Annotated in this window: 10 protein-coding genes; 8 read left to right on the top strand and 2 right to left on the bottom strand. The window is 67.4% G+C overall.

The genetic code is table 11. The features are described from left to right. Window positions 1-110 precede the first annotated feature (110 nt). Window positions 111-1,022, top strand: coding sequence for a formate/nitrite transporter family protein (locus E2481_RS13180; protein WP_136717620.1), 912 nt, complete (start codon window positions 111-113; stop codon window positions 1,020-1,022). Window positions 1,023-1,031: 9 nt separating this feature from the next. On the opposite strand, the gene E2481_RS13175 is transcribed toward E2481_RS13180, so the two are convergent. Continuing rightward, window positions 1,032-3,269, bottom strand: a complete 2,238-nt coding sequence (locus E2481_RS13175; RefSeq protein WP_136717619.1) for a twin-arginine translocase subunit TatC — start codon at window positions 3,267-3,269, stop codon at window positions 1,032-1,034. Window positions 3,270-3,405: 136 nt separating this feature from the next. Here E2481_RS13175 and E2481_RS13170 point away from each other — a divergent pair, with 136 nt between their 5' ends. Both E2481_RS13170 and E2481_RS13165 read left to right on the top strand, forming a co-directional pair. Beyond that, a complete protein-coding gene (locus E2481_RS13170; protein WP_169302443.1) occupies window positions 3,406-4,941 on the top strand; it encodes a twin-arginine translocase subunit TatC in 1,536 nt (511 codons plus the stop codon). Window positions 4,942-4,986: 45 nt separating this feature from the next. Beyond that, window positions 4,987-5,631: a histidine phosphatase family protein gene (locus E2481_RS13165; RefSeq protein WP_136717618.1), complete on the top strand. Its 645-nt coding sequence runs from the start codon at window positions 4,987-4,989 to the stop codon at window positions 5,629-5,631. A 9-nt stretch (window positions 5,632-5,640) separates the two neighbouring features. Here E2481_RS13165 and larE read toward each other — a convergent pair whose 3' ends face one another. Continuing rightward, window positions 5,641-6,549 carry an ATP-dependent sacrificial sulfur transferase LarE gene (larE, locus tag E2481_RS13160; RefSeq protein WP_136717617.1) on the bottom strand — a complete coding sequence of 303 codons (909 nt, stop codon included), beginning with the start codon at window positions 6,547-6,549 and terminating at the stop codon, window positions 5,641-5,643. A gap of 142 nt (window positions 6,550-6,691) precedes the next feature. Here larE and E2481_RS13155 point away from each other — a divergent pair, with 142 nt between their 5' ends. The 5 genes from E2481_RS13155 to E2481_RS13135 all read left to right on the top strand — a co-directional run bounded on the left by E2481_RS13155 (window position 6,692) and on the right by E2481_RS13135 (window position 12,439). After that, window positions 6,692-7,468, top strand: coding sequence for a MinD/ParA family ATP-binding protein (locus tag E2481_RS13155; RefSeq protein WP_169302442.1), 777 nt, complete (start codon window positions 6,692-6,694; stop codon window positions 7,466-7,468). 46 nt (window positions 7,469-7,514) lie between these two features. Beyond that, window positions 7,515-9,635, top strand: coding sequence for a helix-hairpin-helix domain-containing protein (locus E2481_RS13150; RefSeq protein WP_136717615.1), 2,121 nt, complete (start codon window positions 7,515-7,517; stop codon window positions 9,633-9,635). A 24-nt stretch (window positions 9,636-9,659) separates the two neighbouring features. After that, on the top strand, window positions 9,660-10,223 hold the full coding sequence (locus E2481_RS13145) for a hypothetical protein (protein WP_136717614.1): 564 nt from the start codon (window positions 9,660-9,662) through the stop codon (window positions 10,221-10,223). Between the two features lie 329 nt (window positions 10,224-10,552). Further along, entirely contained in the window at window positions 10,553-11,662 is a 1,110-nt protein-coding gene (locus E2481_RS13140) for a glutamate-cysteine ligase family protein (RefSeq protein WP_136717613.1), read from the top strand. 72 nt (window positions 11,663-11,734) lie between these two features. Beyond that, the gene (locus tag E2481_RS13135) at window positions 11,735-12,439 is read left to right on the top strand and encodes a type 1 glutamine amidotransferase (RefSeq protein WP_136717612.1); all 705 of its coding nucleotides are present in this window, start codon (window positions 11,735-11,737) and stop codon (window positions 12,437-12,439) included. The last annotated feature ends 89 nt before the right edge of the window (window positions 12,440-12,528 follow it).

Raw genomic sequence — 12,528 nt, 5'->3', positions numbered from 1 at the left:
AGTAGAGACGACTGGATGCGGGTCGGTTCAGAGAGTGGGCGCGTCACCGGACCGGCAGCCTCGAGCGGTCGCGGCGTAGTTTGATTGGCGAGAACGTGGACTCGGGGAACATGAGCCCTGGGTCCGACCGCGGCGACGACACCGACAGCCCGGCCACCGGCCGGGACGACCTCCCCGGTGGCCGTGGGCCGGCATACGGAGACGTCGTTCCCGACCGGTTCTCCACGGACGAGATATTCCACCGGGTCGTACTGACGGCGTTCCACGAAATCAGCGCCCGACGGAGAGCCCTCTACCTCAGCGGCCTGTCCGCCGGCCTGGCGATCACGGTCACCTTCTTCGGGTACGCGACGGTGCGAGCCGCCGCCCCCGACCCGACGGGACTGGTCAGTCCGCTGTTGTACCCGCTGGGCTTTCTCTACATCATCATGGGCCGCTACCAGTTGTACACGGAGAACACGCTGACGCCCGTAACGCTCGCGTTGACCCGGGTGTGCAGTGTCCCTGCAGTGGTACGCGTCTGGGTACTCGTGCTCGCGGGAAACGTCTCCGGGGCGGCCGTCGGCGCGTTCGTCCTGGCCAACACCGGCGTGTTCGACGCGACGACTGCGGCGAGCGCGACCGAAATCGGGCAAGCCGGCATCGAGACGCCGTGGTGGGACCTCCTCTTCAAGGCCGTCTTCGCCGGGTGGCTCGTCGCCGGCGTCGTCTGGCTCGAACACGCCGTCCGCGACTCGTTCGCGCGCGTGTTCCTGGTGTACATCGTCATCTACACCATTCCGGTGACTGGCCTGTACCACGTCGTCGTCAGCGTCTGTGACGTCGCCTACCTCGTGTTCCTCGGCCAGGAGCGCCTGCTCGTCGGCCTGTGGGAGTTCGTGATTCCAGTCCTGCTGGGCAACACCCTCGGCGGCGTCTTCCTCGTCACCGTGCTCAACTTCGGCCAGCTCAGTCGGAGCCTCCCCGAGGAAATCTCGCGACAACAGACGCTCTCCATGCGGACGTGGCTGTTCGGCCGGTGAGCCAGCCCATCAGTCGGCGGTCGTCCCCGCCGGCTCCGGCCGACCACGACGGCCGCCGAGCGTGATGACCCACAGCAGGAACAGCCCGGCCAGATAGGCCGCCGTCGCCGGGACGGCCAACATCAGCATCGTGAACACGCCCCGTGGCGAGACCAGCGCCGAGACGGCGAAGACGACGACGACCACCTGTCGCCAGTAGCTGCGCATCGTGTGATAGGAGACGACGTTACCGACGTGGAACAGCGCCATCGAGACGGGAATCTCCGCGAGCAAGCCGATGCCGACGGTCGTGTAGATGACCAGCCAGCCGAAGTTGTTGATCCGGTAGGCGATCACCATGTTCGACTGGACCGCGTCGGCCGCCAGCCAGGAGATGATCGTGGGCGCGACGTAGAGGAACCCGACGATGCTCCCGCCGATGACGCCCAGGATCAGCGAGCCGCCCCAGACGAGCATGACCCTGGGGTCACCGCGAACGAGGCCGCGCTCTTTCAGCGCCGGCCAGGCGTAGTACAGCACCAGCGGCACCGTCACCACCGCCGCCAGCAACGTCGAGAACTTGATCTCGAAGATGAGCGCCTCGACGGGGTGGAGCGTGACGATCTCGACGTCCGGCTGGAGGCCGGCGGGCATCTGGCCGAAGAAGGTGTCCTTGATGCGCCGGATCCCGCCCTGGTAGAGCCAGACGAACGAGCCGCCGAGCACGAGCATGAACAGGCCAACGATGCGGAACGCCTTGGAGGTCAGCGACTCCAGGATGAAGGCCACGTCGTAGTAGTAGCCGCCGATGTCCTCCTCGGTCGTCTCGTCTTCGGTGAAGGCGTTCATCATGCCGGCGGCCGTCCCGGCCGCGGTGCCGCCCTCGCCCCCGTCGCCCTGGGCGGCCGCGCCCGCGGCAGCACCGCCGGCCGCTGCCGCCGCGTCGCCCTCGCCCTCGGCTTCCTGTGCCTCCTGTTCGTCGTCGAAGCGGTCGAGGATGGCCTGGGCCTTCTCCGGGTTGTCGTCGTCCATCGCCTCCCGGGCGAGCGCGACGGACTCCTCTTCGCTCATCTCATGGAACACTTCCGGTGGCGCGGCCCGGACGGCTCCGGCAGTGAGTTCCGAAACGTCGATCTGCGTGGGCGACCCGGCGCTGGCGGGCGCGGCCGTCCCGCCGAACGCCCGGTCGGCCTCGCTCAGGGCCTTCATCAGGAGGGAGAACAGGACGACTCCTGTCACGACCAGCGCGGCGAGAACGGCGGCGACGGCGGCCGCCGTCTCGTTCGGGAGCCCGGTCGCCTCGCCCAGGGTCGCGACCTGAACACGGTAGTCGGCGGGGAGCCGCCCGAGCGCGCGGTTGAGCAGGTCGATGCCGCCGCGGGCGAAGAAGGCGTAGACGCCGACGAGCGAGAGGAAGGCGACCCCGGCGAGGACGTTCCACCGCTCGCGGAGGACGCCGCCCACGTCGACGCGACTGCTGGAGCGTTTGGCGATGGTGACGAACTTCGCCATCTGGAGGCTGATCCCGTACAGCAGGATGAGCGGGAGCGCCCACATGACCTGGGTGAACGGGTCCGGCGGCGAGAACAGCGCGCCGAAGACGAAGATGCCCAGCACCGCGTAGCGCCACTTGTCGCGGAAGGTCTCGTAGCGGACGATTCCGGTGTACGACAGCGCACTCATCACCAGCGGGAGCTGGGCGGCCAGTCCGAACGAGACGGTCAGCAGGAAGATGAACTGCGCCCACTTGACGATGGAGTAGGTGGGCTTGAACCCGACCTGGACGGCGTTGGTCGCCAGGAAGTTGAACATCAGCGGGAAAAACAGCTCGTAGGCGTAGGAGACGCCGGCGGCCAGCAAGACGAGCGAGAGCAACAGGACAGTCGCGAACTTCCAGCGGGCGACCCGCTCGCCGGGCCAGTAGCCGCGCTGTCGGAGCGCGTCCCGCGAGTACCAGATGAACAGCGGGATCGCCAGCAGGAGGCCGACGACGAGTCCGATCTTCACCTGCAGGAGGATCACGTCGAAGGGCGTGATGGCGACGACTGAGGTCTCCTCGCGGACGAACGGGGGCATCATCGAGAACAGGTCCCGTTTGAGCATCTCCCAGACGAACTCGCGCAGGAGGTAGATGGTCCCCATGAGGCCGACGACGGCGACGATGAACACCTTCTGGAGGTCGGACTGTGCCGAGGAAAGCATCGCTCCGAGCGTCTCCCGACCGCTCTGGAGGCTCTCACGGGCATCGTCGTCGACGGCCCCGGACATTGTCGTGCCGGACCTTACCGACTGGCGGTTATCAACCTTTATGAAACGGTCAGCGGGGCCGCCCAGCCGGTCCGTTCGCCTGACGGCCGGCGGGAAAAGAAGGCTTACAATACCCCACGGGCAAAACCGACGCAGAATGAGCGACGGCGACTCGGGACCCAGCCCGAACGGCGACAGCGAGGGCCCCGAGCCACCGGCGGACGACGCCGACACCCCGGACGAGGAGCCAGTGGACCAGCCCGAACAGGAGGCCACTGGGTCGGAGTACAGTCAGGTGACGGTGCCGGGGGAAGAATCAGTCGAGGGGACGGGACCGACCGGGGCCGAGCCGACACCGGTACCGGACGACGGCGACCCGGACGAAATCGACGTGCCCAGCGGCGTGGGTGGCCAGCCGGGCGATCCGCCCGATCCACCCAGCGGCGGGGCGACGGGAACGCCCGGTGCGCCGGACGACCAGGAGATGCCGCTGACGGCACACATCGAGGAGATGGTCCGCCGGCTGGGCGTCATCCTGCTGGTGATGGCCGCCGTCGCGGCGGTCGCCTTCCCCTTCGCGGATCGACTCATCAACTTCCTGTGGTTCTCGCTGCTGCCCGGTGCGGCCTCGCAGTGTCCGCCGCCGACCGGAGCGAGCGCGTCGGTCGGTGACTCCGCCTGTCCGCGGGTGTATCACCCGCTCGCGCTGATGCTCGCACGGCTGAAGGTGGCGACGCTGGCGGGCTTTATCCTCGCCTTGCCGGTGTTCGTCTTCCAGACGTACCTCTTCATGCGCCCGGGCCTGTTCCCGCGCGAACGCAAATACTACCTCGCGGCGGTACCGACGAGTCTGGTGCTCGCGGCGGTCGGCGTCGCCTTCGCCTTCCTGCTGGTGTTGCCCGCCATCTTCACGTACTTCCTCTACTACTCGGAGGGGGCTGCGGCCATCGCTTTCGGCCTCTCGGAGACGTTCAACCTGATGGTGATGATGCTGGGGATGTTCGCCTTCATCTTCCAGATCCCGCTGTTCGTCATGCTGGCGATCATGATGGGCGTGACCACGCGGCGCTGGCTGGAGACGCGCCGCCTCTACTTCTGGGGTGGCTTCCTCACGATCGCCTTCTTCTTCAGTCCCGACCCGACCGGAATGGCTCCGATCATCGTCGGGCTGACGATGGTGATCCTCTTCGAGGGGACGCTCGCGCTCCTGCGGTGGACCGGTGCGGGGTCGATGTCGCCGGGCGTCGAGGAAGCCGCCGGCCTCAGACCGCTGGTCTGGACGGTGCTCGGCGTCGCCGGGTATCTCGCGAGTCCGGCCCCACTGCCGTCGGGCTACTACGACCAGTTCCCGACGGTCGTAACCGACGCGCTGGCGACGCTCGGACTGGTCGACGCCACACCGATCATCGTCGGCGGCGGGCTGATCGCGCTCTACGAGGGCGCGAACTACCTCCTCAGACGGATCAGGGCACCGCTGCGAGTCCGCCTGTTGCTGGCCCGGGTGCGGGTCCCGTTCTGGCTGCTGGCCGTCGCCGTCGGCTATCTGGCCAGTCCGGACCCCGACCTCCTCGCGGACGTGAACCGGACGCTGCTGTCCACCACGGAGACGCTGGTCGTCTTCGGCGGGCTCCTGGTGCTCTACGAAGGGGCGTTGCTACTCTGGCGCTGGCGCAGTGGCCGTGCCGGCCGGTGACCGGAACCAGTACGCTCAACCGATCCCCTGCAGAACCCTCTCTCGATGACAACGGTCCTCTTGCTCCGCCACGGTGAGACCGACTGGAACCGGAACCGGCGCGTCCAGGGCTGGGCTGCCTCTCCGCTGAACGACCGCGGGCGCGAGCAGGCTCGCGCCGCCGGCCGCTACCTCGCCGAGACCCACGACCTCGACCGCATCGTCGCCTCCGACCTCCGCCGGACCAGAGAGACGGTGGCACAGCTCCGCTCGGTCGACGCCTTCCCCGAACCCGAGTTCACGCGGGGCTGGCGCGAACGCGCCTTCGGCGTGTTCCAGGGCCTGTCCTACGACTACGTTTTCGGGCAGTTCCCCGAGCACAACGCCAGCGTGGGGATGATGGGGCTCGAATCCACGCCGGAGGGCGGCGAGAGCCTGCTCGAAGCCCGCGAGCGCGTCATGGCCGCCTGGGACGAGGTGCTCGCGACGGCCGGCCCCGACGACGAGGTGCTGATCGTGACTCACGGCGGTCCGATCTACGTCCTGCTGGCGGCGATCCGGAGGATCGACCTCCCCACGGCGCTGGCCGAGTTCCATCAGGACAACTGTGCGGTCAACGAACTCCGGTACGACGCCGAAACCGGCGAGACCGAGATTCGTCGGGAGAACTACTGTGGATACCGGCCCGACGACCTCGATCCGGAGACCTGAACCAGAAAGTCAGTCGCCACCAGTGGGGTAGTCGGTGCTGAACACGTCCTCGACGAGCGGTTCGTCGTCTTCGTCGCTCTCGCCGTCGGGACTCACACTCCCCGTCTGGTAGCCGTGGAGGTCCAGAGTCACGTGGTCGAAGCCGGCGTCCTGGATGTGCTCGCGGGCGGCCGTAACGAAATCGGGGTCGAGCGCCGCGTCGAGTTCGTCCTCGCCGACCTCGATGCGGGCGAGGCCGTCGTGGTCGCGCACCCGGAACTGCTCGAAGCCCCAGGTTCGCAGGATGCGTTCGGCTTTCTCGACGCGGTTCAGTTTCGCTTCGGTGACTTCCAGTCCGGTGGGGATGCGCGAGGAGAGACAGGCCATCGACGGCTTGTCCGCGACCGAGAGGTCGTACTCGCGGGCGATCTCCCGCACTTCGGGCTTGGTGACGCCGTGTTCGAGCAGCGGCGAGTAGGCGTTCAGTTCCTCGACGGCCCGGAGACCGGGGCGGTGACCCTCGCCGGGGTCGGAGGCGTTCGTGCCGTCACAGACGATGTCGATGCCGAGTTCGCGGGCGCGGTCGTACATCGCCGAGAGGCGCATCGACCGGCAGTGATAACAGCGCTCCTCGTCGTTCTGGACGAACTCGTCGCTCTGGAGTTCGGAGAACTCGGCGATCTCGTGGCGGATGCCGATCTCGTCGGCCACGCGGTTGGCGTCGGTCAGTTCCTCGGCCGGAAGCGTCTCGCTTTTGGCCGTGCAGGCGACAGCGTCCTCGCCCAGTGCGTCGTGAGCCAGCGCTGCCACGACGCTCGAATCCACGCCGCCGGAGAAGGCCACGAGCACGCCCTCGCGGTCGGCGAGGTCGGCCCGAACGGCGTCGAGTTTCTCCGCGACACCGGCCCCGTCGACGTCGGCTGACTCCTCGGCTGCCATGCCCTCGCTTTGCCGTCCGACAGCAAAAGCCCGTTGTCTCGACCACGTCCCGCTCGCACGGAGGACCTCGGCTGGACGACTTAAACAGCCGGTGAGGTCCGGCAGTGTTTATTCCTGTGTGCCGTTCCCACGGAATCTAAGGATGGGGGAGACGGTGTACGCGATCGCCGCCGGCAAGGGGGGCGTCGGGAAGACGACGACGGCAGTCAATCTGGGCGTCGTCCTGGCCCAGGGCGGGCAGACGGTCGTCGTCGTCGACGCCGACCTGGCGATGACGAACCTCGGCCAACGGCTGGGCATCGACCACGAGCCGGGGATCCAGCAGGTGCTCGCGGGGGACGCGCCCGTCCGGGACGCTGTCGTCAAGGGGCCAGCGGGACTCGCCGTCGTCGCGGGCGACCGGCGGTTGGAGTCGTTCGCCGCGGCGGACCCCTCGGAGCTGAGTCGGGTGCTCGACCTGCTCTCGGTGGCCTACGACGTCGTCCTGGTCGACACGGGACCGGGCGTCCAGCGCGACACCGTCGTCACGTATCGCGAGGCCGACGGGGTGGTGCTCGTCACCACGCCCTCGGCGGTCGCCATCGAGGACGCGAACAGAACGGCGGACATGGCCGCCGACGCCGACTGTCAACCCATTGGAACCGTCGTGACCATGGCGGACGGCGACACCGACCCCGGCGATATCGACGGGCTCGACGCCGAGCCCCTGGCGGTCGTTCCGACCCACGAAACGGGGGGTCCAATCACCGCGAGTCGGCCGGCCAGCGACGCCGCCGGTGCCTACCGAACGCTGGCGGCGGCGCTGCCCGGCGTCGACTCGGAGGCCGTCGTTCCCGACGAACCGGTGCCCGACAGCGACGACTCGGGTGATAGCGATCCCGTCGCCGACGACGACGGCGAGGACACCGTCACGCCGTAGCGGCGCGAACCCTTTTGTCGTCGGGCGCGATACTGACCGCTATCCGATGGATCTCGAAGCGATCCCGGGGGTCGGGGCGAAGACGGCCCAGCGACTGGCCGAGCTCGACGACCCCGAGCGCGCACTCAGTGAGGGGGACGTGGCAGCCATCGCTCGCGCGCCCCAGATCAGCGAGGGCAGAGCCGCCCGCATCGCCCGCGCGGCCATCCGCCGGGAACACGACGACCCCGGCGGCTTCCTCGGCACCGCCCGCGCTCGCGAACTCTATCAGGACGCGCTCGGCCTCCTCCAGGACCGGACCGTCACCGACTACGCCGCCAGTCGCTTAGAGACGCTGTACCCCAGCGGGACCCAGTCGCGCATCGAGGAAGTCCGCGAGTTCGCCGCGGCGGCGATGGACCGCGATCCCGACCCCGCCGTCAGGGACGCCCTTGCGGACGTGGCACCGCTGGAAACGCCCGGTGACCTGCGGGTTCGTGACCGGTGTCTGGCGACCGGCGACGCCGAGACGTACGCCGAGGCGCAGGACGCGATCCCGGAGGTGAGCGTCGAACTCGTCGACGACGCCCGCAAGCTCTCCGAGTTGGCCCGCGGCTACGCGACCGTGGTCGTCTTGGACGAGTCCTTCGCGGGCGTCGACGTCGAGGGAGACGTTCGCGTGAGTCCGAACGCGCTCGACAACCCCGAGGAGGTCGTCCCCGAGCGCGTGCTGACCTTCTTCGCGCGGAACCGCGAGCGGATCCGGGCGGCAGTTGCTGTCCACCGAGCCGCCGACCTCGACGCCCCCTGCGACCTCGATTCGCTCGAAGCCGCGCTGGCGCGACTCGACGCCGACGGCACCGTCAAAGGCGACGAGGAACTCGACCGGCTGACCGACGCCGTCGACGACGTCGACGCGGCGGTCTCGACCGCCGAATCCGTCGCCAACGACCGGCTCCGGGAGGCCATCGAGGAGAAAGACGTGACCATCGAGGGGTCGGACCTGCTCTCGCTGGTCGAACGCGGCGCGGGCGTGGACTCGCTGCTCGACCGGGAACTGGCCGACGAGTACGCGACCGCCGTCGAGGCGGCCCGGGACCACCTCGTCGACGCGCTCTCCCTGCGCGACACCGAGGCCATCGCCCGCCGGGCGTTCCCGGACGAGCCCACGTTTCCCGTCGAACACGAGGAGTCGGTCGTCAGTCGCCTCCGCGAGGAACTGACCGCCGCCCGGGACCGGCGAGCGACCCGACTCAAACGCGACCTGGCCGACGATCTGGCCGACGCACGCGAGGACGCCCGGGAACTGGTCGACGCGGCACTCGAACTCGACGTGGAACTGGCCGTCGCGCGCTTCGCCGCCGATTTCGACTGCACGATGCCGGACTTCTCGGGACCGGGCTTCGAGATCGAGGGCGGTCGCTCGCCGCTGCTGGACGTGCCCTTCGCCGAGGTCGAGCCGGTCGACTACGGCGTCGACGGCGTGACGCTGCTCTCGGGGGTCAACAGCGGTGGGAAGACCTCGACGCTCGATCTGGTGGCGCTCGTCGTCGTCCTCGCACACATGGGGCTGCCCGTGCCCGCCGACCGCGTCGAACTCGAACGGGTCGCGGAACTGCACTACCACGCCAAGACCCAGGGGACGCTGGACGCGGGGGCCTTCGAATCCACCCTGCGGGAGTTCGGGGACCTGGTGACAGGGGTTAGCCAGGAGGACGCGCCCGCCGCAGCGGACGGCGGTCCCGCGAACAGAGAGAGCGGGACCGCGGAAGACGAACGAACTGAGTCTTCCGGTGGTGCCGCGAACAGGGAGAGCGGGCAGCCGGCCGGCAAACTCGTCCTCGTCGACGAACTGGAGTCGATCACGGAACCCGGCGCGAGCGCGAAGATCATGGCGGGCATCCTCGAAGCGCTGGACGAGCGCGGGGCGACCGCCGTGTTCGTCTCCCACCTCGCACGGGAGATCCGCGAGGCGGCGACGACGGAACTGCAAGTCGACGGCATCCAGGCTGTCGGGCTCGAAGACGGGGACCTCAAGGTGAACCGCTCGCCGGTGAAGGGGACGCTGGCGCGGTCGACGCCCGAACTGATCGTGGAGAAACTCGCCGACGACGAGGGCGACGGGGCCGAGAAAGGCGAGTTCTACGAGCGCTTGCTGGGCAAGTTCGACGGCGAAGCCAGGCGCTAAGCGGACAGCGAGCTGTCAGAAACCATGGGTTGGGCAACTCGCTTGCGTCCGCGGCGCGACCTGATCGTCCCGACGCTCGCGATCGCGAGTCCAGCGGTCTGGTTCGTTCTCCGGGAGCTGACCTCGAGTCTCCGGTTCGAGGCGATCACAGCCGCGTATCTCGGCCGATACGGCGTGCTGACGGGCGGGGCACTTCTCGGGAGCTATCTCGTCGCAGCGCTGGTCGCCCCGAGGGTGCGTACGCGGGCGTGGACCGACCACCCGATCGCGGCCGTCGTTCTCGCGCCGAGCAACGCCACGCTCGCCGTGCTCGGGTTCCTGCTCGGCGGCGTGGTGGTGTATTTTCTCGGCCCGGACGTCGTCCCGATTCCGGAGCCGATCGACCGCCTCGCGGTCCCGATCGGGCTCGTCATGGCGCTCCCGTTGCTGGTGTCGATGATCGTCACGTACGCGCTGATGGACGGGGCTGGCCCGCTTCGATGGGTCGGGATCGCCCTGTTTTCCGTCGGCGTGAGCCTCTCGGTCCTCTGGACGACGATCCTGGCTGGTGCCGTCGCGAACCTGGTCGCTGCTCCGAGCACCCAGTGAGCCAGAGAGCGATTGAGTGTCGAAAAGCGAGTTTTCCAGATAGACCGATATCTCCCGACTATGGACCAATAATTTAAATCTTTAGACGAGGATAGAGAGAACATACACCACAATATAAGGTTATTTCGAGACATATGTCCATAACACTTAGGAGGGTTGCCGGGCTCCGTTCGAGTGTGAATAGATATCATGCATCAGTCGAGGACATCGGAACCGGAACTGACCACAGCAGCGTCGGCGAGAGGGATTGCCACCGTCCCACGGCCGTCCGAGGGTAGTGGGTGAGTGTACCGACTGCACAGCGGGACCGAGATCGCGCGGAGATTACCGTGTCAACACAGGAGACAGAACGGGTACGACGGAGCATCGAAGTCGAATACTGGGTAATCGACGACGAGGGACGGCTGGTCGAGCCGGGGGAACTCGTCGAGGCGTCGGCAGGTGCCGAGCGGGAGTTCGTCGAACCGCTGCTCGAAATCAAGACGACACCGTGTGAGACGACAGCCGAGTTACGCGACGAACTGTTCACTCGTGTCGGGGAGGTGTTGCGACGGGCCGAGGACCTCGGGAAGGGACTCGTCCCGCTCGGGACACCGGTGAACCACGACGTGGTCCGGGACCGCCCGAGCGACAGGACGCGGATCCAGGACCGGGTCGTCGGCGCGGACTTCGAGTACGTGCGACACTGCGCCGGGACCCACATCCACGTCGAACAGCAGCCGGGTAGCGAGGTCGACCAGCTGAACACGCTCGTCGCGCTCGACCCCGCACTGGCGCTGGTCAACTCCTCGCGGTACTTCCGTGGAGACGACCTGGGAGCTGGTGCACGGTCGAAACTATACCGCTGGATGGCCTACGAGGGGCTCGACCACCAGGGTCGACTGTGGCCCTACGTCGACGACACCGACGACTGGACGCAGCGACTGGAGCGGCGCTACACGGAGTTCGTGACGGCAGCCCTCGACGCAGGCATCGACCGGGGGACGATCGAGGCGAACTTCGATCCCGAGAGCGCGGTCTGGACGCCCGTCCAACTTCGAGAGACGTTCTCGACCGTCGAGTGGCGCTCACCGGACACCGCGCTCCCGAGCCAGGTGGTCCGACTGGCCGACGATATCGCCGGTGTCGTCGAGAAGCTGCCGGGCCGCGACATGCGTATCGAGGGGGAAACAGGTGAAATAACCGACGAGCACATCGTGCTACCGGAGTTCGACGCAGTGAGCGAGTACGTCGAGGCCGCGATCCGCGACGGGCTGTCCTCGGACGCAGTCAGGTCGTATCTCGAACGACTGGGTTTCGACGTCGAAGCCTACGAACCAGTGTCACACGAGATGGACCACGGGGCGGTGACACCGGCGGCGGCCCGCCGGATTCGGCTCGACCACGCCGAACGACTCGAACAGGACGTTCAAAAAACGATTTCGATATATGCTGACTGATCGTCCAGAATACAGCGGCAAGTACTGACGTACCGGAACAGACTTTGCGTCTGGAGTGTGTTTTGGGAACTAATGGAACGGCCACGCATCGCCCTGTTGAACGCGGCCCACAAGGCGGCAGACACCCGGCGAAACTTCCGTCGTGAACTCGACGCCGACCTCGTGGAGTTCGACTGTCCGGCCGGCGAGGTGCCCGAGACGCTTCGATACGACGGGTTCGTCGTCACGGGGTCGAGCGCCTCGGTCTACTGGGACCGCGAGTGGATCGGGCGACTCAAAACGTGGGTCGGAGCCGCTATCGAGGCCGGGCTCCCCGCGTTGGGGGTCTGCTACGGCCACCAACTCCTCGCCGACGTCATGGGTGGGCGCGTCGAGGCCATGGACGAGTACGAGATCGGCTATCGGACCGTCGAGCAGGACGGCCAGAACCGACTCCTCGACGGCCTCGGCATGGATTTCACCGTGTTCACGACACATTCCGACAGAGTGGTCGAGGCACCGCCCGGCGCGACGGTGTTCGCGAGGAACGACTACGGCATCCACGGCTTCCGAAAGAACGGGGTGTTCGCGGTCCAGTTTCACCCCGAGTACGACATGGAGACCGCCGAAACCGTCACGAAGGGCAAAGCGGGGGACATAGACGAGGAGACCATCCAGCAGGTCCTCGACGGGATCGACGCCGAGCAGTACCGGGCTGCCTGCGAGGCCAAGCAACTGTTCGACAACTTCCTCGACTACGTCGTGGAGACCCAGACGGAACGGGCTGCACCGAGTTGACTCGGTTACGTTTTTTAGTGATACGCCAGCCTGCACTGAGCGACGGGCTCCGTGGCTGATACGGGTATTCTCTCAGCAAGAGTGTTCCC

The sequence above is a fragment of the Halorientalis salina genome, assembly GCF_005049285.1.
Lineage (GTDB): Archaea > Halobacteriota > Halobacteria > Halobacteriales > Haloarculaceae > Halorientalis > Halorientalis salina.
Note: the sequence above shows the minus strand (reverse complement) of the source record. Positions and strands in the feature narration are given on the sequence as shown.

Excerpts from the sequence above, each read along its gene's own strand:
- E2481_RS13165 (WP_136717618.1), top strand. The coding sequence starts at position 4,987 with ATGACAACGGTCCTCTTGCTCCGCCACGGTGAGACCGACTGGAACCGG.
- E2481_RS13135 (WP_136717612.1), top strand. The coding sequence starts at position 11,735 with ATGGAACGGCCACGCATCGCCCTGTTGAACGCGGCCCACAAGGCGGCA.
- E2481_RS13175 (WP_136717619.1), bottom strand. The coding sequence starts at position 3,269 with ATGTCCGGGGCCGTCGACGACGATGCCCGTGAGAGCCTCCAGAGCGGT.
- E2481_RS13145 (WP_136717614.1), top strand. The coding sequence starts at position 9,660 with ATGGGTTGGGCAACTCGCTTGCGTCCGCGGCGCGACCTGATCGTCCCG.
- E2481_RS13150 (WP_136717615.1), top strand. The coding sequence starts at position 7,515 with ATGGATCTCGAAGCGATCCCGGGGGTCGGGGCGAAGACGGCCCAGCGA.
- E2481_RS13155 (WP_169302442.1), top strand. The coding sequence starts at position 6,692 with ATGGGGGAGACGGTGTACGCGATCGCCGCCGGCAAGGGGGGCGTCGGG.
- E2481_RS13180 (WP_136717620.1), top strand. The coding sequence starts at position 111 with ATGAGCCCTGGGTCCGACCGCGGCGACGACACCGACAGCCCGGCCACC.
- E2481_RS13170 (WP_169302443.1), top strand. The coding sequence starts at position 3,406 with ATGAGCGACGGCGACTCGGGACCCAGCCCGAACGGCGACAGCGAGGGC.
- larE (WP_136717617.1), bottom strand. The coding sequence starts at position 6,549 with ATGGCAGCCGAGGAGTCAGCCGACGTCGACGGGGCCGGTGTCGCGGAG.